General features: G+C 73.4%; 19 protein-coding genes and 1 riboswitch. Of the genes, 9 read left to right on the top strand and 10 right to left on the bottom strand.

Features of this window, described 5'->3' with window-relative positions; all coding sequences use genetic code 11:
* Positions 1 to 25: 25 nt before the first annotated feature.
* The 4 genes from metF to CP973_RS10975 all read right to left on the bottom strand — a co-directional run bounded on the left by metF (position 26) and on the right by CP973_RS10975 (position 3,726).
* Positions 26 to 943 carry a methylenetetrahydrofolate reductase [NAD(P)H] gene (gene metF / locus CP973_RS10990; RefSeq protein ID WP_150239735.1) on the bottom strand — a complete coding sequence of 306 codons (918 nt, stop codon included), beginning with the start codon at positions 941 to 943 and terminating at the stop codon, positions 26 to 28.
* Between the two features lie 157 nt (positions 944 to 1,100).
* Positions 1,101 to 1,751 carry a thiamine phosphate synthase gene (gene thiE / locus CP973_RS10985; protein ID WP_150239733.1) on the bottom strand — a complete coding sequence of 217 codons (651 nt, stop codon included), beginning with the start codon at positions 1,749 to 1,751 and terminating at the stop codon, positions 1,101 to 1,103.
* A 149-nt stretch (positions 1,752 to 1,900) separates the two neighbouring features.
* Positions 1,901 to 2,266, bottom strand: coding sequence for an Rv2175c family DNA-binding protein (locus tag CP973_RS10980; RefSeq protein WP_150239731.1), 366 nt, complete (start codon positions 2,264 to 2,266; stop codon positions 1,901 to 1,903).
* 179 nt (positions 2,267 to 2,445) lie between these two features.
* Complete coding sequence (locus CP973_RS10975; protein ID WP_425281955.1) at positions 2,446 to 3,726, bottom strand: NAD(P)/FAD-dependent oxidoreductase; 1,281 nt, start codon at positions 3,724 to 3,726, stop codon at positions 2,446 to 2,448.
* A 175-nt stretch (positions 3,727 to 3,901) separates the two neighbouring features.
* Positions 3,902 to 4,015: riboswitch (TPP riboswitch) on the top strand.
* Between CP973_RS10975 and thiO the strand changes: the two genes are divergently transcribed.
* From thiO to CP973_RS10945, 6 genes are all read left to right on the top strand, one after another.
* Positions 4,013 to 5,278, top strand: a complete 1,266-nt coding sequence (gene thiO / locus CP973_RS10970; RefSeq protein WP_150239729.1) for a glycine oxidase ThiO — start codon at positions 4,013 to 4,015, stop codon at positions 5,276 to 5,278. (Overlaps the previous riboswitch by 3 nt.)
* The gene (gene thiS / locus CP973_RS10965) at positions 5,275 to 5,493 is read left to right on the top strand and encodes a sulfur carrier protein ThiS (protein WP_150239727.1); all 219 of its coding nucleotides are present in this window, start codon (positions 5,275 to 5,277) and stop codon (positions 5,491 to 5,493) included. Before thiO ends, thiS begins: the two co-directional genes overlap by 4 nt.
* Positions 5,494 to 5,502: 9 nt before the next feature.
* Positions 5,503 to 6,297 carry a thiazole synthase gene (locus CP973_RS10960; RefSeq protein WP_150239725.1) on the top strand — a complete coding sequence of 265 codons (795 nt, stop codon included), beginning with the start codon at positions 5,503 to 5,505 and terminating at the stop codon, positions 6,295 to 6,297.
* 202 nt (positions 6,298 to 6,499) lie between these two features.
* Complete coding sequence (pknB, locus tag CP973_RS10955) at positions 6,500 to 8,506, top strand: Stk1 family PASTA domain-containing Ser/Thr kinase (protein ID WP_150239723.1); 2,007 nt, start codon at positions 6,500 to 6,502, stop codon at positions 8,504 to 8,506.
* 165 nt (positions 8,507 to 8,671) lie between these two features.
* Positions 8,672 to 9,562 (top strand): deoxyribonuclease IV, encoded by an 891-nt coding sequence (locus CP973_RS10950; RefSeq protein WP_150239721.1) that lies wholly within the window; start codon positions 8,672 to 8,674, stop codon positions 9,560 to 9,562.
* A gap of 20 nt (positions 9,563 to 9,582) precedes the next feature.
* Complete coding sequence (locus tag CP973_RS10945; RefSeq protein ID WP_150239719.1) at positions 9,583 to 10,065, top strand: DUF4396 domain-containing protein; 483 nt, start codon at positions 9,583 to 9,585, stop codon at positions 10,063 to 10,065.
* Between the two features lie 62 nt (positions 10,066 to 10,127).
* On the opposite strand, the gene CP973_RS10940 is transcribed toward CP973_RS10945, so the two are convergent.
* The gene (locus CP973_RS10940) at positions 10,128 to 10,751 is read right to left on the bottom strand and encodes a sulfite oxidase-like oxidoreductase (protein WP_425281954.1); all 624 of its coding nucleotides are present in this window, start codon (positions 10,749 to 10,751) and stop codon (positions 10,128 to 10,130) included.
* A gap of 155 nt (positions 10,752 to 10,906) precedes the next feature.
* On the opposite strand from CP973_RS10940, the gene bfr reads away from it, so the two are divergent.
* Positions 10,907 to 11,386, top strand: coding sequence for a bacterioferritin (gene bfr, locus CP973_RS10935; RefSeq protein WP_003983710.1), 480 nt, complete (start codon positions 10,907 to 10,909; stop codon positions 11,384 to 11,386).
* A 45-nt stretch (positions 11,387 to 11,431) separates the two neighbouring features.
* On the opposite strand, the gene CP973_RS10930 is transcribed toward bfr, so the two are convergent.
* From CP973_RS10930 to CP973_RS10920, 3 genes are all read right to left on the bottom strand, one after another.
* Positions 11,432 to 11,734 carry a (2Fe-2S)-binding protein gene (locus CP973_RS10930; RefSeq protein ID WP_150243431.1) on the bottom strand — a complete coding sequence of 101 codons (303 nt, stop codon included), beginning with the start codon at positions 11,732 to 11,734 and terminating at the stop codon, positions 11,432 to 11,434.
* Positions 11,735 to 11,869: 135 nt separating this feature from the next.
* On the bottom strand, positions 11,870 to 13,219 hold the full coding sequence (locus CP973_RS10925; RefSeq protein WP_030593119.1) for a class II 3-deoxy-7-phosphoheptulonate synthase: 1,350 nt from the start codon (positions 13,217 to 13,219) through the stop codon (positions 11,870 to 11,872).
* 125 nt (positions 13,220 to 13,344) lie between these two features.
* Positions 13,345 to 14,727, bottom strand: coding sequence for an aminotransferase-like domain-containing protein (locus CP973_RS10920; RefSeq protein WP_150239714.1), 1,383 nt, complete (start codon positions 14,725 to 14,727; stop codon positions 13,345 to 13,347).
* A 127-nt stretch (positions 14,728 to 14,854) separates the two neighbouring features.
* On the opposite strand from CP973_RS10920, the gene CP973_RS10915 reads away from it, so the two are divergent.
* Positions 14,855 to 15,676, top strand: a complete 822-nt coding sequence (locus CP973_RS10915; RefSeq protein WP_150239712.1) for an alpha/beta fold hydrolase — start codon at positions 14,855 to 14,857, stop codon at positions 15,674 to 15,676.
* A 164-nt stretch (positions 15,677 to 15,840) separates the two neighbouring features.
* Positions 15,841 to 17,766 (top strand): anthranilate synthase family protein, encoded by a 1,926-nt coding sequence (locus tag CP973_RS10910; protein ID WP_150239710.1) that lies wholly within the window; start codon positions 15,841 to 15,843, stop codon positions 17,764 to 17,766.
* On the opposite strand, the gene CP973_RS10905 is transcribed toward CP973_RS10910, so the two are convergent.
* Together CP973_RS10905 and CP973_RS10900 are read right to left on the bottom strand one after the other, a co-directional pair.
* Entirely contained in the window at positions 17,732 to 18,748 is a 1,017-nt protein-coding gene (locus CP973_RS10905) for a 2-hydroxyacid dehydrogenase (protein ID WP_150239708.1), read from the bottom strand. The genes CP973_RS10910 and CP973_RS10905 overlap by 35 nt on opposite strands.
* A 189-nt stretch (positions 18,749 to 18,937) precedes the next feature.
* The gene (locus CP973_RS10900; RefSeq protein ID WP_150239706.1) at positions 18,938 to 19,966 is read right to left on the bottom strand and encodes a 6-phosphofructokinase; all 1,029 of its coding nucleotides are present in this window, start codon (positions 19,964 to 19,966) and stop codon (positions 18,938 to 18,940) included.
* Positions 19,967 to 20,072: the final 106 nt, after the last annotated feature.

Raw genomic sequence — 20,072 nt, 5'->3', positions numbered from 1 at the left:
GACGGCGTGGTGCGGCAAACCGCCGTCAGGACTGCTGGTGCAGCCCCAGGTTCTCGTAGATTTCCAGCGTCGCCGTGGAGTGGTTCAGGGTAATGAAGTGCAACCCGGGACTTCCCTCGGCCATCAAGCGCGCGCACAGCTCTGTCGCGTACTCGATGCCAATGGAGCGTACAGCCGCCGGGTCGTCCTTGACGGCGAGGATGCGCTCGGCCAGATCCGGCGGGAAAGCCGCGTTGCTGAGCTGCGCGAACCGCTCGATCTGGCGGACGTTGGTGACCGGCATGATCTCCGGGATGATGGGCGTCTCGCAACCCGCGGCGGCGACCCGGTCGCGCAGCCGCAGATAGTCCTCGGCGTAGAAGAACATCTGGGTGATCGCGAAGTCCGCGCCCGCCCGGCACTTGTCGACGAAGTGCCGTACGTCGGTGTCCCAGTCGGTCGAGCGCGGGTGCATCTCCGGGAAGGCGGCCACACCGACGCAGAAGTCGCCCGACTCCTTGATCAGCCGGACCAGTTCGGCGGCGTACAGCACGCCTTCGGGGTGCTGGACCCAGTCGCCCATCGGGTCGCCGGGCGGGTCGCCGCGCAGCGCGAGCATGTTGCGGATGCCGGCGTCGGCGTACTGCCCGATGATGTTGCGCAGTTCGGCCAGCGAGTGGTTGACGGCGGTCAGGTGGGCCACCGGGGTGAGGGTGGTGTCGGTGGCGATCCGCTCGGTGGCGCGCACGGTGCCTTCGCGGGAGGTGCCGCCCGCGCCGTAGGTCACCGAGACGAAGGTCGGTGAGACGGCTTCGATGCGGCGGATGGCGTTCCACAGCGTCCGCTCGCCCTTCTCCGTCTTCGGGGCGGCGAACTCGAACGAATACGACTGCTTGCCGGAAGCGAGCAGGTCGCGCACGGTCCGCGCGCGATCAGTCCTGGTGGAAGCTGTGCCAAGGGCCATACGTGCAGATTATCCAGCGGTGCGGCGCACACCAACCAGCCCCGACGAAATGCCCGGATAGCCGCATTCCGGTCCACGCCTTGGACACCGGACGGCCATCTCGCGTCCAGCCGGAGCTCCCGTACAGCCCGCTCACACCCCGTGGACACGCACCCGCTCACACCCCGTACGCGCGCACCCGCTTGGCCAGGTCGGCCGCGGCGGCGCCCGGGTCCTCGGCCTCGGTGACCGCCCGTACGACGACGACCCGGCGGGCGCCCGCCGCCAGCACCTCGTCCAGGTTGCCCGCGTCGATACCGCCGATCGCGAACCAGGGGCGCTCGGGGTGCCGCGCGGCGGCGTACCGGACGAGGTCCAGGCCGGGGGCGTGGCGGCCGGGCTTCGTCGGGGTGGGCCAGCACGGGCCGGTGCAGAAGTAGTCCACGCCGGGCTGGGCCAGCGCGGCGTCCACCTCCGCCTCGGCGTGGGTGGACCGGCCGATCAGCACGTCGTCGCCGAGGATCGCGCGGGCGGCGGGCACCGGCAGGTCGCCCTGGCCCAGGTGCAGGACGTCGGAGCCGATGGCGTGCGCGACGTCGGCGCGGTCGTTGACCGCCAGTAGCTTGCCGTGCCGGCGGCAGGCGTCCGCGAAGACCTCCAGGTGGGCCAGCTCCTCGCCGGCCTCCATGCCCTTGTCGCGCAGCTGCACGATGTCCACGCCCGACGCGAGCACCGCGTCCAGGAACTGCGCGAGGTCGCCCTGGCGCTTGCGGGCGTCCGTGCACAGGTAGAGCCGGGCGTCGGACAGGGCGTGGCGTGCGGTGGTCATCGGGCGGGTCCCCCCAGGTCTGGCGGCGTACGGGCCGGGCCTTCCGGCCCGTACGCCCTCGTGGTGCGAAGACGGTCGCGGCCGCGGGTGCGGCGGCGACGGCTGACGGCCGCGGGCGTCACCCGCGGCCGCGTGCGGGTCGGGCGCGGCTAGACGGCGAGCGCCTGGGCCCGGCGCTTCACCTCCGTACCGCGATTCTCACGCAGGGCCTGGGCGGGGGTGCCGGGCAGGGTTTCGTCGGCGGTGAAGAGCCACTCCAGCATCTCCTCGTCGGTGAAGCCGTCGTCCCGCAGGAGCGTGAGCGTCCCGACGAGCCCCTTGACGACCTTGCCGTCCTTGATGAAGTCGGCCGGCACGTGAAGGGCACGGTTCTCGCCACGGCGCACCGCGATCAGCTGGCCCTCCTTCACCAGCTGCCGCACACGCGTCACCTCGACGCCGATCATCTCGGCGATGTCGGGGAGGGTGAGCCAGGCGGGAACGAGTCCATCGATCTTTGCGTCAATCTCGGTCACGGGACAAGCCTGCCACCTCCCACTGACAGCCGGTAGCGGGGCATCGCCATCGGTGCAGGCCGGCACCCGTACGAGAGACCGGCCGAGGCCCCTGGCCGAGCCCGTCACCGGGCCCCGGACCGCCGCCGCCAGCGGGTCGGCCGCCTCCTTCAGCCGGATTGGCCCCCTCCTTCAGCCGTTCAGACCGCCGCCGACTTCAGCGGTACGGACGCGTCCGCCGCCAGCCGCCGGTCAAGCGCCGCGCCCCGCTCGATGAGCTTGCGCCCCTGCGCCAGGTCGCGCGGCCGGCCCACCGCCAGCAGCGCGACGAGCACGCCGTCGCGCAGCCAGATCACCGACCAGGCCGCGCTCTCCGGGTCACCGCGCCAGACCGTCTCGTCGGCCCCGGTGTGGTGCCCGGCGTACTGCACGAAGCGGCCGAACTGCTCGGACCAGAAGTACGGGACCGGGTCGTACACCGGGCCCTCGGCCGCGCCGCGGACGATGGTGGCGGCGACCGTGCGCGGGCCCTGGAGGGCGTTGTCCCAGTGGTGGACGAGCAGGCGGCTGCCGTAGCGGGCGGACGGGAAGGAGGCGCAGTCGCCGACCGCGTACACGTCGGGCAGCGAGGTGCGCAGCCGCTCGTCGGCCAGTACGGAGCGGTCCTCGGGCGACAGTTCGACGCCGGAGCCGGCCAGCCAGGCGGTAGCGGGCCGGGCGCCGATGCCGACCACGACCGCGTCGGCGGCGAGCGTCGCGCCGTCGGCGAGCGTGACCGTCCCCTCGGTGAGGGCGGCGACCCGGGCGTTGATGCGCAGCCGGGCGCCGCTGTCCTCGTACCAGGCCGCCATCGGGGCGGCCACCTCGGCGGGCAGCGCCCCGGCCAGCGGCCGGTCGGCGGCCTCGACGACGGTCACCCGGCAGCCCGCCTCGCGTGCCGCGGTGGTGAACTCCGCGCCGATCCAGCCCGCGCCGACCACCACGACCTCGCGCTGCTCGGCCAGCACGGGCCGCAGCCGTTCGGCGTCGTCGATGGTGCGCAGCACATGCACGTCCGGCAGGCCGTCGCAGCCGGGCAGGGTGACCGGTTCGGCACCGGTCGCGATCACCAGATGGTCGTACGGGACCGGTCCGGCATCGGTCTCGACCACCTTCGAGGCGGGCGCGAGCCCGGTGGCGTGCCGGCCCAGCACCAGGTCGATGCCGAGCGCCTCGAAGTCCACGTCGAAGGTGGAGCCGTCGGCCTTGCCGAGCAGCACGGCCTTGGACAGCGGCGGGCGGTCGTACGGCCGGTGCGGCTCGTCGCCGAGCACCGTGATCACTCCGCGCCAGCCCTGCTCGCGCAGGGCGACGGCGGTCTGCACACCGGCCAGGCCGGCGCCGACGATGACGACGCGCCGGGCGCGTTCGGCGGCGCGCTCGGCGGGTTCGCCGCCCGGGCGCGCGGGGGCGGGGTCCTGGGGCTGCGTCTGCTCGGTCACCCGATCACTCTAGGACGGCGTGTCGCGCGACCCCGAGATGCGCGCAACGAGATCTATGACACAACGTCACGGCCGGTCACCCTCGGGTGGCCGCGCGGCGCCCCGCTTCCCTGACCCGTTCCCCGGCTCCGGCGCTCCCTTACGGCGCGTCGGCGGCCCGTACTAGGGTTGCGGGGAACGCACTCGCGGGAGCCCGGACGCACCGGGCTGAGAGGGAGGCTGCTGCGGCCTCCGACCGTACGAACCTGATCCGGGTCATGCCGGCGAAGGGAGGGGCTGGACGCCCATGCATCCACCTGTACAGCCGTCCGCGGGGACCTCGGTGCCCGCTTCGGTACCGACGTCCCCGGACGTACTCGTCATCGGCGGCGGCATCATCGGACTGGTCACGGCCTGGCGGGCGGCCCGGCGCGGGCTGCGCACCGCCGTCGCCGACCCGGCGCCCGGCGGCGGCGCCGCCCAGGTGGCGGCCGGCATGCTGGCCGCCGTCACCGAACTGCACTACGGCGAGCAGACACTGCTCGGCCTGAACCTCGCCTCGGCGCACCGCTATCCGGACTTCGCCGCCGAGCTGACCGAGGCGAGCGGCCGGGACCTCGGCTACCGCCGGTGCGGCACGCTGGCCGTCGCGCTGGACTCCGACGACCGCGCCCTTCTGCGCGATCTGCACGCCCTCCAGCTCCGCAGCGGACTGGACTCCGAGTGGCTGAGCGGGCGCGAGTGCCGGCGCCTGGAGCCGATGCTCGCGCCGGGCGTGCGCGGCGGCCTGCGGGTGGACGGGGACCACCAGGTCGATCCGCGCCGGCTGGCCGCCGCGCTGCTCACCGCCTGCGAGCGGGCCGGGGTCGCCTTCCACCGCACCACCGCCGAGCGGCTGACCGTCGGGCGGGGCCGCGCCACCGGCGCGGAACTGGCCGACGGGAGCCGGGTCGCGGCCGGGCAGGTCGTGCTCGCCGCGGGCAGCCGGAGCGGGCAGCTGGCGGGCGTTCCCGAGGACGTGCTGCCGCCGGTCCGGCCGGTCAAGGGCCAGGTGCTGCGGCTGCGCATGCCCGGCGGGCTGCCCGGCGGCGTCCCGTTCCTGTCCCGCACCGTACGGGCCGTGGTGCGCGGCGGCCCGCTCTACCTCGTACCGCGCGAGGACGGCGAGCTGGTCGTCGGCGCCACCACCGAGGAACTCGGCTGGGACACCACCGTCACCGCGGGCGGGGTCTACGAACTGCTGCGGGACGCCCATGAACTGGTGCCCGGCATCACCGAGCTGCCGCTGGTCGAGACCCTCGCCGGGCTGCGCCCCGGCTCGCCCGACAACGCGCCGCTGCTCGGCCCGACCGCGCTGCCCGGCCTGCTGCTGGCCACCGGCCACCACCGCAACGGCGTGCTGCTGACGCCCGTCACCGGCGATGTGATGGCGGCGGCGCTGACCGGCGGCCCGCTGCCGGAAGAGGCCCTGCCGTTCGCGCCGGACCGCTTCCCGCCGCAGCCGTACGGTGCCCGGCCGGGCGCCGCGCCCACGCCCACGCCCGTCCCCGCCCCTCAGGAGCAGCCCGCATGACCGTCCGCACGTCCATCAGCGTCTCCGTGAACGGCGAGATCCGCGAGATCCCCGGCGGGCTCACCCTGGACCGGCTCGTCGCCGGGCTCACCACGGCCTCCAGCGGCGTGGCCGCCGCCGTCAACGAGACGGTGGTGCCGCGCGGCCAGTGGCCCGCCACCCCGCTCGGCGACGGCGACCGCGTCGAGGTCCTCACCGCGGTCCAGGGAGGCTGATCCGCAGCCATGGCCGACGATCTCTTCACCATCGCCGACACCGCCTTCGACTCCCGTCTGATCATGGGCACGGGCGGGGCGCCCAGCCTGGACATCCTGGAACGGGCGCTGCTCGCCTCCGGTACGGAGCTGACGACGGTCGCCATGCGCCGTCTGGACCCGACCGTGCAGGGCTCGGTGCTGTCCGTCCTCCAGCGGCACGGCATCCGCGTCCTGCCGAACACGGCCGGCTGCTTCACCGCCGGCGAGGCCGTGCTGACCGCCCGGCTGGCGCGCGAGGCGCTGGGCACCGACTGGATCAAGCTGGAGGTGGTCGCCGACGAGCGCACCCTGCTGCCCGACCCCATCGAGCTGCTGGACGCCGCCGAGACCCTGGTGGACGACGGGTTCACGGTGCTGCCGTACACCAACGACGACCCGGTGCTCGCCCGCAGGCTGGAGGACGTGGGCTGCGCGGCGATCATGCCGCTGGGCGCCCCCATCGGCTCCGGCCTCGGCATCCGCAACCCGCACAACTTCCAGCTGATCACCGAGTGGGCCGGGGTCCCGGTGATCCTGGACGCGGGCGCGGGCACCGCCTCGGACGCGGCGCTCGCCATGGAGCTGGGCTGTGCCGGGGTGATGCTGGCGACCGCGGTGACCCGCGCGCAGGAGCCCGTCCTGATGGCGGAGGCGATGCGGCACGCGGTCGAGGCCGGCCGGCTGGCGTACCGGGCGGGCCGGATACCGCGCCGCCACTACGCGGAGGCCTCCTCGCCCACCGAGGGCGTCGCCGTGCTGGACCCGGAGCGGCCCGCCTTCTGAGGCGCGACGGGCGGCATTCCCGTACGGGCGGCACCCGTACGGGAGTGTCGCCCGGCGGCTGCCGCCCGTGCCCGGCGAAACGGACGTCCGGCGCGTACCGGTCCGGCCCGCGGCCCGTCCCTGTCACCGTTCGGTCGCAGAAAGGCGCTGGTGGCAGGCGGGGCGTGGGTCATCACAGCAGCGGCTCGTAGACTCCTCTGCCGTGGATACGACCCTTCAGGACCCCCTGGTCGGGCAGCTGCTCGACGGCCGCTACCAGGTGCAGGCGCGCATCGCCGCCGGCGGCATGGCCACGGTCTACCGGGCCATGGACACCCGGCTGGACCGGGTGCTCGCCCTGAAGGTGATGCACCCGTCGCTGGCGGCCGACGCCGCGTTCGTCGACCGCTTCATCCGCGAGGCGAAGTCCGCGGCCCGCCTCGACCACCCCAATGTCGTCGGCGTGTACGACCAGGGCACCGACGGTACGTATGTGTACCTGGCCATGGAGTACGTCGCGGGCTGCACGCTGCGCGACGTACTGCGGGAGCGCGGCGCCCTCCAGCCGCGCGCCGCGCTGGACATCCTGGAGCCGATGCTGGCCGCGCTGGGCGCCGCCCACCGGGCCGGGCTGGTGCACCGCGACGTGAAGCCGGAGAACGTGCTGATCGGCGACGACGGCCGGGTCAAGGTGGCCGACTTCGGTCTCGTACGGACCGTGGGCACGAGCACCACCGCCTCGACCGGCTCGGTCCTGGGCACCGTCTCCTACCTGGCGCCCGAGCAGATCGAGGAGGGCAGCGCGGGGCCGCCCGCGGACGTGTACGCCTGTGGTGTCGTGCTCTTCGAGATGCTGACCGGCGGCAAGCCGCACGCCGGCGGCAGCGCGGCCCAGGTCCTCTACCAGCACCTGCACGAGGACGTGCCGCCGCCGTCCACGTACGCGCCGGAGCTGGCGCCGCAGCTCGACGACCTGGTCGCCGCGGCCACCGCGCGCCGCCCCGAGCTGCGCCCGCAGGACGCGGTGACGCTGCTCGCGCAGGCCCGCACGGTCCGCGCCGACCTGACCGACGCGCAGCTGGACGCGGTGCCGCCGCAGGCCAGGGAGGTGCCGGAGGGCGGCTCCGGCGCGGGCTCCGAGGACCGTACGAGCGTGCTGCCGCGGCCGGTCGCCGTGCAGCCGCCGCTGCCGCTGGAAGCGCCGCTGCCCTCCGAGGAGCCCTTGAACCGGACCAGCCGGCTGGAGCTGCCGCCGGCGGATCCGGCTTCGGCGGCCGAGGCGACCACCCGGCTGCGGCCGGCCGCCCCGGCCCGGTCCGGGGCGGTGGCCGGGCTGCTGCGGGCCCGGCGCAAGACCGTTTCCGTCGTGGCGGCGGTGCTGCTCGTCCTGGGGGTGGGAGCGGGCGTCTGGTACATCAACTCCGGCCAGTTCACCACCGTCCCGGCCGTCCTGGACATGACACAGGAGAAGGCGGAGCGGACGCTGCGGGCCGAGGGCCTGAACGTGGAGGTGAAGCGCGCCTTCAGCCCGAACGTGGAGCGCGGCCACGTCATGGCCACCGACCCGGAGAACGGCAAGCGCATCCGCGGTACGGGCACGGTCACCATCACCCTGTCCAAGGGCCCGGAGATCGTCCAGGTGCCCGAACTGGCGGGCACGCCGGTCGCCGACGCCAAGCGCAAGCTGCGGGACCTGGGGCTGACCGTCGGCACGGTGCGCAAGGAGTTCTCCGACGAGGTCGCCAAGGGCTCGGTGATCGCCACCGACCCGGCGGCGGGCAGCAAGCGCCGCCCGGACACCGCCGTCGCGCTGACCGTCAGCCGGGGCGCCGCGGTGGACGTGCCGGACGTGACCGGCCGGGACCGGGCGGACGCCGAGGCCACGCTGCGCGGCGCGGGCTTCGAGGTGAAGATCGCGGACGGTACGGTGCACTCGCCGCACGAGGCGGGCAAGGTCGCCCGGCAGTCGCCGGGCCAGGGCGGCAAACAGGGCAAGGGCGACACCGTCACGCTCACGCTCTCCTCGGGCCCGGAGATGGTCACCGTCCCGGACGTGACGGGCAAGAGCACCGACGAGGCCAAGCAGGCGCTGACCGGCGCGGGCTTCGAGGTCGAGGTCAAGAAGCCGTTCCTGTTCCCGCGCGACAAGGTCGAGAGCCAGTCGGTGGCGGGCGGCGCGCAGGCGGCCAAGGGCAGCAGGATCACGATCCGGCTGGAGAGCGCGCTGTGAGCGCGGGCGCGAGGCGTGCGGCGGGCACCGGCGTGGACGCGGGCGCGCGGTACATGTGCCCGCGCGGGCTCGGCCGCGTGTGAACCGCCGCCCCGCGCGCCCACTGTGAGCAAGGACGCCCGCCCGCGCGCCGGGCGGGCGCCGCGCACCTGGCACCCTTGACGGGTGAGCACTTCCCCCTCCCCGCAGCACGCCCGTGAGCGCAATCCGGTCGGCAGCCACGTGCCGGTGGCCGGCGGCCTGGCCAAGACCGGCATCCCGTACGCCCGTGACATCGGCGGCGAGGCCGTGCAGGTCTTCGTCGCCAACCCGCGCGGCTGGGCCACCCCGGCCGGTGTCCCGCAGCAGGACGAGGCGTTCCGGGAAGCGTGCGAGCAGGCGGCGATCCCGGCGTACGTGCACGCCCCCTACCTGATCAACTTCGGCTCGCACAACGCGGAGACGGTCGAGAAGTCCGTGGTCTCGCTGCGCCACTCGCTGCTGCGCGGCCGGGCGATCGGCGCGCTGGGCGTGGTGGTGCACACCGGCTCGGCGACCGGCGGACGGCCGCGCGCGGAGGCGCTGGCGCAGGTACGCGAGCGGGTGCGCCCGCTGCTGGACGAGCTGACGCACGACGACGACCCGTGGCTGCTGCTGGAGCCGACGGCGGGGCAGGGCGCGTCGCTGTGCGCGCTGGCCGAGGACCTGGGCCCGTACTTCGACGCGCTGGACCGGCACCCGAAGCTGGGCGTCTGCCTGGACACCTGCCACGCCTTCGCGGCCGGGCACGACATGGCGGCGCCCGGCGGGACGAAGGCGCTGCTGGACGAGCTGGTCGACACGGTGGGCGAGGGACGGCTGAAACTGATCCACGCCAACGACTCCAAGGACGTCGTCGGCGCCCACAAGGACCGCCACGAGAACATCGGCTCCGGGCACATCGGCGCGGACCCGTTCGGCGAGCTGTTCCGGCACCCGGCCACGCCGGGCGTGCCGCTGGTGATCGAGACACCGGGCGGCAAGGAGGGCCACGCGGCGGACGTGGCGCGCCTGAAGGAGCTGCGGCACCCGGCCTGAGGTGGCAGCCTGGCGTACCGATGCACCAGGCACACGACGAGCACGAGCACGAGCACGGCGGGCACGCGGCGTCCGGCTGGGGCGCCGCGGCCCGCGCCACGCTGCACTGCCTGACCGGCTGCGCCCTCGGCGAGATCCTGGGCATGGTCGTCGGTACGGCCCTGAGCTGGCACAACGCCCCCACGATGGTGCTCGCGGTGGTGCTCGCCTTCGTCTTCGGCTACGCCCTCACACTGCGCGGTGTGCTCGGCTCCGGACTGGGCCTGCGGACCGCCGTACGGGTCGCGCTGGCCGCCGACACGCTGTCCATCGCGGTCATGGAGCTGATCGACAACGGTGTGATCGCGCTCGTCCCCGGAGCGCTGGACGCCGCGCTGTCCGACGCCCTCTTCTGGTGGACGCTGGCCCTGTCACTGGTCCTGGCCTTCGTCGTGACCACGCCGGTGAACCGCTGGATGATCTCCCGCGGCAAGGGACACGCCGTAGCACACCGCCACCACTGAGCGCGGCCCGGTTTCCGGCCGTTCCCGGACCGGCCGCGACGGCCGCCGGACGGCCGGGCGCGCTACAGCTCCGGCCCGTCCCCCGGCTCCTCCTGGTACGAGTAGCGCTGCTCGCGCCACGGGTCACCCAGGTTGTGGTAGCCGCGCTCCTCCCAGAAGCCGCGGCGGTCGGCCGTCATGTACTCGATGCCGCGCACCCATTTGGGCCCTTTCCAGGCGTACAGGTGCGGGACGATCAGCCGGACCGGGAAGCCGTGCTCGGCGGTGAGCGGTTCGCCGGAGCGGTGGGTGGCGAACAGGCACTTGGCGTCGGCGAAATCGGCCAGTTTCAGATTCGAACTGAATCCGTATTCGGCCCACACCATCACGTGGGTGACATCCGGGGCCGGTGGCGCGAGATCGAGGATGGTACGGGTGGACACGCCGCCCCATTCGGCGCCGAGCATGCTGAACTTCGTGACGCAGTGCATGTCGGCGGCCACGGTGGTATAGGGCAGCGCCGAGAATTCCTCGTGCGTCCAGCAGTGCTTGTCGCCGTCCGCGGTGGCGCCGAAAGCCCGGAACTCCCAGCGTTCCGGCCGGAATTTCGGCACCGGGCCGTAATGCGTGACCGGCCATCCCCGTTGCAGTCGCTGCCCCGGAGGCAGCTGAGGATGCTCCGCTTCGCGGCTTTCGGGCTGACCCATGCTCCCCATGGTGTCAGACCCTCGGGGGTGCCGGTGACCAGGGCGGCAGCGATTCGGGCAACTCGTACTAAGCGTGCACTTACTGGACGCCCCGCGCGCGACGGTGCAAGGATGCGCGGCACCTGCCAGTACCCGCGTGGAAGGAGCCCGCCGTCATGCAGGGCGACCCCGAGGTCATCGAATTCCTCAACGAGCAGCTGACCGCCGAGCTGACCGCGATCAACCAGTACTTCCTGCACGCGAAGATGCAGGAGAACTTCGGCTGGCACAAGCTGGCCAAGTACACCCGGCACGAGTCGTTCGACGAGATGAAGCACGCGGAGATCCTCACGGACCGCATTCTCTTCCTGGACGGGCTGCCCAATTACCAGCGGCTCTTCCACGTCCGGGTGGGGCAGACGGTCACCGAGATGTTCCAGGCGGACCGGCAGATCGAGGTGGAGGCGATCGACCGGCTCAAGCGGGGGATCGAGCTGATGCGGGCCAAGGGGGACATCACGTCGGCCAACATTTTCGAGAGCATCCTGGCCGACGAGGAGCACCACATCGACTATCTGGACACCCAGCTCGATCTGGTCGAGAAGCTGGGCGAGCCGCTCTACATCGCCCAGGTCATCGAGCAGCCGGACAGCTGAGGCGGCCCGGCAAACCGTTCCTGCGAGGCCACGGCCGGGCCGATGTCAGGCCGCTTCCGGCAGGGCGTCGGGCAGCGTCTCCGGGACCGCGCCGGTCGTGCCGTAGGTTCCGCGCGCTCCGGCGGCGGTCGGCGCCTCGGCGCCCAGCGGTTCCGGCGCGCCCTGGTCGATCAGCTCGCGCCGGGGGCATGCGCCCCGGCCGAGCAGCGCCTGGATGCGGCGTACGCAGCCGCCGCAGTCGGTGCCGGCCTTGCAGGCGGAGGCTATCTGGCGCGGGGTGCAGGCGCCGGATTCCGCGTGGTCACGGACCTGCTGCTCCGTGATGCCGAAGCACGAGCAGACGTACACGCGGGTCACCTCCGTCGACCTGTTCCGCGGTGAGGTTACCCTTACCTTACCCGGGACGGAAGAGCGGTAACAACGGCGATGGGGCGCGGATCCCTGTGATCCGCGCCCCATCGAGCGTCCGCGGGCCCCGCCGGGCTACTGGTCCCGGTACATCTCCGCCACCAGGAACGCCAGGTCCAGCGACTGGCTGCGGTTGAGCCGCGGGTCGCAGGCGGTCTCGTAGCGCTGGTGAAGGTCGTCGACGAAGATCTCGTCGCCGCCGCCGACGCACTCGGTGACATCGTCGCCGGTCAGCTCGACGTGGATGCCGCCCGGGTGCGTACCGAGGCCCTTGTGCACCTCGAAGAAGCCCTTGACCTCGTCCAGCACGTCGTCGAAGCGCCGGGTCTTGTGACCGGAGGCGGCCTCGAAGGTGTTGCCGTGCATCGGGTCGCAGATCCAGGCGACCTTGGCGCCGGAGGCGGTGACCTTCTCGACCAGCTCGGGCAGCTTGTCGCGGATCTTGTCCGCGCCCATGCGGGTGATGAAGGTCAGCCGGCCCGGCTCGCGCTCCGGGTCGAGGCGCTCGATGAGGGTGAGCGCGTCCTCGGCGGTCGTCGTCGGGCCCAGCTTGACGCCGATCGGGTTGCGGATGCGGGAGGCGAACTCGATGTGCGCGCCGTCCAGTTGGCGGGTGCGCTCCCCGATCCAGACCATGTGTCCCGACACGTCGTACAGCTTGCCGGTACGGGAGTCCGTACGGGTCAGCGCGGACTCGTAGTCCAGCACGAGCGCCTCGTGGGAGGAGTAGAACTCCACCGTCTTGAACTCCTCCGGGTCCACCCCGCAGGCGTTCATGAAGTTCAGCGCCCGGTCGATCTCGCGCGCCAGCGCCTCGTAACGCTGCCCGGACGGGGAGGACTTCACGAAGTCCTGGTTCCAGGCGTGCACCTGGCGCAGGTCGGCGTAGCCGCCGGTGGTGAAGGCGCGCACCAGGTTCAGCGTCGCGGCGGAGGCGTGGTACATCCGCTTCAGGCGCTGCGGGTCCGGGATGCGGGCCTCGGCGGTGAACTCGAAGCCGTTGACGGAGTCGCCGCGGTAGGTCGGCAGCGTCACGCCGTCGCGGGTCTCGGTCGGCTTGGAGCGCGGCTTGCTGTACTGGCCGGCGATCCGGCCCACCTTGACGACCGGGACCGACCCGGCGTACGTGAGGACCGCGCCCATCTGGAGCAGGGTCTTGAGCTTGTTGCGGATGTGCTCGGCCGAGACGGCGTCGAACGCCTCCGCGCAGTCGCCGCCCTGGAGCAGGAACGCCTCGCCCCGGGCGACCGCGCCCAGGCGCTCACGCAGCTGGTCGCACTCGCCGGCGAAGACGAGCGGCGGATAGGACTCCAGCTCGGCGATCACATCGCGCAGAGCCTCTTGGTCCGGCCATTCGGGCTGCTGCGCCGCGGGCAGGTCTCGCCAGGTGTTGCCACCGGCGTGGATTTCAGCGTTCACGGTCACGCGTCAAACTTTACGGGGTCAGGACAGGGGTCCAGCTCGCCGACCGGGATGTGAGACGAAGGTCCCACTGTTCGTGGACCGCCGGGGGGCGCGGGGCCGGCCCGGTGGCGCGCCCGCGCACGGCCTCAGTCCGGTACGGAGTCCTCGGGGGTGCCCCGGGCGATGGCGGCCAGCGCGGCCAGCGCGTACGCCAGCTCGTCGGCGGCGGGGGCCGCGAGGGCGACGCGGACGGCGTTCGGGGCGGGCGCGGCGCCGTGCGCGCCCTCCGGGCCGACGGCGAACGCGGCGGCCGGTGTGACGGCGATGCCGCGCCGCGCGGCGGCCGCGAGGAAGGTCTCGGCGCGCCACGGCGCGGGCAGCTCCCACCAGGCGAAGTAGGCGGCCGGGTCGGCATGGACGCGGAATCCGGCCAGCCGCTCGCGGACGAGGGCCTGCCGGGCGGCGGCGTCCCGGCGCTTGGCCTCCACGATCGCGGTGACCGCGCCGTCGCGCAGCCAGCGGACCGTGGCGTTCAGGGCGAAGGCGCCGGCCGTCCAGCCGCCGGAGCGCAGAGCCGCTGCGACCCGCTCGGCGCGGGCGGGCGGCGCCAGGACCAGGCCGACGGTCAGGCCGGGCGACAGGCGCTTGGAGAGGCTGTCGATCAGGAGCGTGCGTTCGGGGGCGAGCGCGGCCAGCGGCGGGAGGCCGGCCTGCCGGTCGTCGTCGAGCAGGAAGGACCAGACGGCGTCCTCGACGGCCCACAGGTCCAGCGCGCGGAGGGTGTCGGCCAGCTCGGCCCGGCGCTCGGCCGGCATGGTCACGCCGAGCGGGTTGTGCAGCGTCGGCTGGAGGTAGACGGCGTGCAGCGGGGCGCCGCGGTGGGCGGCCCGTACGGCGTCGGGCAGCAGTCCGTACGCGTCGCCGGCCAGTGGTACGAGGGTGACGCCCAGCCGGGCGGCGACCGACTTGACCAGCGGATATGTGAGCGCTTCGACGCCCAGGCGCCCGCCGGGCGGCACCAGCGCGGCGAGCGCGCCGGCGATGGCCTGGCGCCCGTTGCCCGCGAACAGCAGGCCGTCCGGGTCGGGCCGGAAGTCCCCGCGGGCCAGGAGGGCGGCGCAGGCTTCGCGAGCGGCCGGGGAGCCGGTGGCGGGGGCCACCGTCAGGGCCGCGCTCAGCACGTCGGGGCGCAGCAGGGGCGCCAGGCCCTGGGCCAGGAGGGCGGCCTGCTCGGGGACCTCGGGGTAGTTCAGTTCGAGGTTGACGCGGGGGCGGCGGGCCGGGTCGGCGGGCTCGGCCAGCGCGGGTCCGGGGCTGTGCTGTGCGGCGCGTACGTACGTGCCGCGGCCGACCTCGCCGACGGTCAGCCCGCGGCGGGCCAGTTCCCGGTAGACGCGGGTGGCGGTGGAGTTGGCGATGCCGTGGGCGCGGGCGAAGGCGCGCTGGGTGGCGAGCCGGTCGCCGGGGCGCAGCCGCCCGGCGGTGATGTCGGCCGCGACGGCGTCGGCGATGCGCTGGTAGTCCTCCACCGGCCCTCCTCCTCAGAGCGGGTTAATTGCACCGAGAGCAATGTTTTTATTGCACCGAGATAATGCGCCTCGTAGCATCGGGCCGTCAACAGGCCACCGGGCAAGTTCCAGGGAACAGGGGCGAGTTGTGCTGCGTACCGCTGCCGTCAACGGCATCACTCTCACATACGAGGACACCGGCGAAGCGGACGGCGCGACCGTCCTCCTCGTCCACGGGCACCCCTTCGACCACACGATGTGGGCCCCGCAGACCGCCGCCCTGGCCGCCGCCGGCCACCGCGTCCTCGTCCCCGACCTGCGCGGCTACGGCGCTTCACAGGTCGTGCCGGGCACCACCCGCCTGGAGGTCTTCGCGGCCGACCTCGCCGCGCTGCTCGACCACCTGCACGTGACGGAGCCGGTCGTCCTCGGCGGTCTGTCGATGGGCGGCCAGATCGCCATGGAGTGCGCCCGCGGCTTCCCCCACCGACTGCGCGCCCTGGTCCTCGCGGGCACCTTCGCCCACGCCGAGACACCCGAGGGCCGCCGGGCCCGCAACGCCATGGCCGACCGGCTGCTGCGCGAAGGCATGGACGGATATGCGGAAGAGGTCCTCGACAAGATGATCGCGCCGCGCACCATTGCCGGGCGGCCCGCGGTGGCGGAGCACGTGCGCCGCATGATGCGCGGCACACCGCCCGAGGGCGCCGCCGCCGCGCTCCGGGGCCGCGCCGAACGCCACGACTACACCGGTACGCTCGCCCGGCTCGCCGTCCCGGCCCTGGTGGCCGTCGGCCGCGACGACACGTACACGCCGGTCGCCGACGCCGAGTTCCTGCGCGCCCGCATCCCGGACGCCCGTCTCACGGTCGTCGAGGACGCCGCCCACCTGCCCAACCTGGAGCAGCCGGACGCCTTCAACGCGGCGCTCACCGCCTTTGTCGCGGCGCTCCCGGAACGCGTCGGGTAGGGTGACCCGCATGTACGCGCATCCGGCAACGATGGCCTGGTGGTGGACCGCTCATCCGGCGGCCCACTGATCGCGCGTACGCACCGACATCGCGAAGGCCGCCCGAGGGGCGGCCTTTCCGCTTGTCCGGGCCGTTCCCTCCCCTCCTGGAAGGAACCGCCGACATGCCTCGCCCCACCCATGACATCCTGCGGCGTCTGCTGTCCCCCGGCTGCCCGCCGTTCGCCCTGCTGCGCCGCCGCACACCCGGCCGGCCCGCCGCCGACACCGTCGAGGTGCTGGTCGGCGAGGTGACCGAGGTGCCGCGCCTCGCGGACATCCCGCTCGGGGAAGGCGTGCCGGAGGGCGGCACGGCGACCACCGACGCGCTGGCGCTCGTACCGTTCCGGCAGATCCGCGAGCGGGGCTTCGACGTCCGCGACGACGGCACACCGCTGGCCGTGCTGCGCCCGGACGAGGCGTACGAGCTGCCGCTGGACGAGGTGCTGGCGCAGCTGCCCGCGCACGAGGTGCGGGTCGAGGACGGCGCCTTCGACGTCAGTGACGACGCGTACGCCGGGATCGTCGGGCGCGTCCTGAAGGACGAGATCGGCACCGGGGAGGGCGCCAACTTCGTCATCCGGCGCACCTTCCAGGGCGGGATCCCGGGCTTCGGCGCGGCCGACGCGCTGGCCCTGTTCCGGCGGCTGCTGGCGGGTGAGCGCGGCGCGTACTGGACGTATGTCGTCCACCGGCCGGGGCTGCGCACGCTGGTCGGCGCCAGCCCCGAGGTGCATGTGCGGATGTCCGGCGGGACGGTCGTGATGAACCCGATCAGCGGCACCTACCGCTACCCGGCCGGCGGCCCGAGCCCCGAGCACCTGCTGGAGTTCCTCGGCGACCGCAAGGAGGTGGAGGAGCTGTCCATGGTCGTGGACGAGGAGCTGAAGATGATGTGCACCGTCGGCGACAAGGGCGGTGTGGTGGTCGGGCCGCGCCTGAAGGAGATGGCGCACCTCGCGCACACCGAGTACGAGCTGCGCGGGCGCTCCTCGCTGGATGTGCGCGAGGTGCTGAAGGAGACGATGTTCGCGGCGACCGTGGTCGGCTCGCCGGTGCAGAACGCCTGCCGGGTGATCGAGCGGCACGAGGTGGGCGGCCGGGGCTACTACGCCGGGGCGCTCGCGCTGATCGGCCGGGACGCGGGCGGCGCGCAGACGCTGGACTCGCCGATCCTGATCCGTACGGCCGACATCGACGCCGGCGGCGGGCTGCGGGTCGCGGTCGGCGCCACCCTCGTACGGGCCTCCGACCCGCGCGGCGAGGTGGCCGAGACGCACGCCAAGGCCGCCGGGGTGCTCACCGCGCTCGGCGTGCGCCCCGCGCCGGACCGTACCGAGGACGCCGCCGGACGGCCGCGGCTGGCCGACGACCCGCGGGTGCGGGCCGCCCTGGACGCCCGGCGCGCGGATCTCGCCCCCTTCTGGCTGCGGATGCAGAGCAGCGCGCCGGCCGCCGCGCTGTCCGGCCACGCGCTGGTGATCGACGCGGAGGACACCTTCACCGCGATGCTGGCGCACCTGCTGCGCACCTCCGGGCTGACGGTGACGGTGCGCCGGTACGACGAGCCGGGGCTGCGGGAGGCCGCGGCGGCCCACGAGGGGCCGATCGTGCTCGGCCCGGGGCCCGGCGACCCGTCGGACACCGCCGACCCGAAGATGCGCCTGCTGCGCCCGCTGGCGGCGGAGCTGGTCCGCGACCACCGGCACGGCCTGCTCGGGGTCTGCCTCGGCCACGAGCTGATCGCCGCCGAGCTGGGCCTGGAGATCGTGCGCAAGGAGGTGCCGTTCCAGGGCGCGCAGGAGCGCATCGACTTCTTCGGCCGCCCGGAGACGGTCGGCTTCTACAACACCTTCACGGCCCGCTGCGACGAGCCGACGGTGGCGGAACTGGCCATGCACCGCGTCGAGCTGAGCCGGGACGCGGCGACCGGGGAGGTGCACGCGCTGCGCGGTCCGGGCTTCGCGGGGGTGCAGTTCCACCCCGAGTCCGTGCTGACCCTGGACGGGGCCGGGATCACCGCGCGGCTGCTGGCCGCTGTCCTGGTGTGACGAGGGTGTTCTCGTTGACGCGGCCGGCCAGGTAGTCCTCGACGTTGCGTGCGGTGGCGTCGATGATCTGGCCGACCGCGTCCTCGGTGAAGTACGCCTGGTGTGAGGTGACCAGCACGTTCCCGAAGGTCATCAGGCGGGCGAGGGTGTCGTCGTGGATGACCTCCAGCGACTTGTCGAAGAAGAACAGCCCGGCCTCCTCCTCGTAGACGTCCAGGCCGACCCCGGCGAGCCGCCCCGCCTTGAGGGTCTCCACGAGCGCCGCGGTGTCCACCAGGCCGCCGCGGCTGGAGTTGACCAGGATCGCGTCGTCCTTCATGGCGGCCAGCGCGGCGGCGTCGATGAGGTGGCGGGTCGACTCCATCAGCGGCACGTGCAGGCTGATCAGGTCCGATTCGGCGAACAGCCGGTCCAGCGGGACGTACTTCATGCCCAGCTCGACGCAGCGCGGGTTCTCGGCGATGTCCCAGCCCAGCAGGTTCATCCCGAAGCCGTGCGCGATACGGGTGAACGCCTCGCCGATCTTGCCGGTACCGAGCACGCCGGCGGTGCGGCCGTGCAGGTCGCGGCCGAGCAGCCCGTCCAGGCGGAAGTCGAAGTTGCGGGTCCGGTTGGCGGCCCGGACGATCCGCCGGTTGACGGCCATGGCCAGGCCCCAGGCGAACTCCGCGACCGAGTACGGCGAGTAGGAGGAGACCCGGCCGACGGTCACGCCGAGGTCGGCCGCGGCCTCCAGATCGATGTTGTTGTAGCCGGTGGAGCGCTGGGCGATCATCTTGGTGCCGCCGGCGGCCAGCTCCTGGAGCACCTCGGCGCGCAGCTCCGCGTTGACGCTGACGCTGACGACCTCGTAGCCCGCGGCGATGGGGGCGGTGTCGCGGTTGAGGAAGACGTCGAGACAGCGGACCTGGTGGCGGCCGGCGAAGGCCTTCACCAGCAGCGGCCGCTCGTCCGCCTGCACGCCGAATGCGATGATCTCCACGGTGTCTCCCGACGTTGCCGGTCACTCGGTCCGGTCACCGACGCCCCTTTTCCGCCGCTCCAGGCAGGTTAAGGGCATATGCGGTGTCACGGCCGAATATACGGCTCCGGGCCCGGCCGGGCCGTCCGGGCGCCGGGCGCGGCGGGATCCGGCGCCGCGACGGCGTGCCGGCACCGGCACAAGGCCCGCTCAGCCGAAGAAGACCCCGGCTTCCGCGTACAGCTTCGGGTCGACGGTCTTGAGCTTCGCGGTGGCCTCCGCCAGCGGCACCCGCACGATGTCGGTGCCGCGCAGCGCGACCATCGTGCCGAAGTCGCCGTCCCGCACCGCGTCGATCGCGTGCAGGCCGAAGCGGGTGGCCAGCCAGCGGTCGAAGGCGCTGGGCGTGCCGCCGCGCTGGGTGTGGCCGAGCACCGTCGTCCGGGCCTCCTTGCCCGTACGGTCCTCGATCTCCTTGGCCAGCCACTCGCCCACACCGGTCAGCCGCACATGCCCGAAGGAGTCCTTGGTGCCGTGCTTGAGGACCAGGTCGCCGTCCTTGGGCATGGCGCCCTCGGCGACCACCACGATCGGCGCGTAGCGGACCTTGAAGCGGGACTCGATCCAGCCGCAGACCTGGTCCACGTCGAAGCGCTGCTCGGGGATGAGGATGACGTTGGCACCGCCGGCCAGCCCGGAGTGCAGCGCGATCCAGCCCGCGTGCCGGCCCATCACCTCGACGACCAGGACGCGCATGTGCGACTCGGCGGTGGTGTGCAGCCGGTCGATGGCCTCGGTGGCGACGCCGACGGCGGTGTCGAAGCCGAAGGTGTAGTCGGTGGCGGACAGGTCGTTGTCGATGGTCTTGGGCACGCCGACGCAGGGGATCCCGTACTCGCCGGAGAGCCGGGCGGCGACGCCGAGGGTGTCCTCGCCGCCGATCGTGATCAGCGCCTCGACCTCCTCCTTGGCGAGGGTCTCGCGGATCCGGCGGATGCCGTCCTCGTGCTTGAGGGGGTTGGTCCGCGAGGAGCCGAGGACCGTGCCGCCGCGCGGCAGGATGCCGCGTACGGCGGGGATGTCGAGCGGCACCGCGTCGTCCTCCAGCGGCCCGCGCCAGCCGTCCCGGAAGCCGACGAAGCCGTAGCCGTACTCCTGGACGCCCTTGCGCACCACGCCCCGGATGACCGCGTTCAGACCGGGGCAGTCACCGCCGCCGGTCAGTACTCCGACCCGCATCGCTTCTTCACCTTCATCCCGTCAGGGGCCGCGCACCCGCCGGTGGCCGCGCGCGGCCGTGCTGTGCCGACGCCGGTCACGCTAACGGCGCGGGGCGTCACCCAGG

Source organism: Streptomyces albofaciens JCM 4342 (assembly GCF_008634025.1).
GTDB lineage: Bacteria > Actinomycetota > Actinomycetes > Streptomycetales > Streptomycetaceae > Streptomyces > Streptomyces albofaciens.
This window is presented reverse-complemented; position numbering and strand designations above follow the sequence as displayed.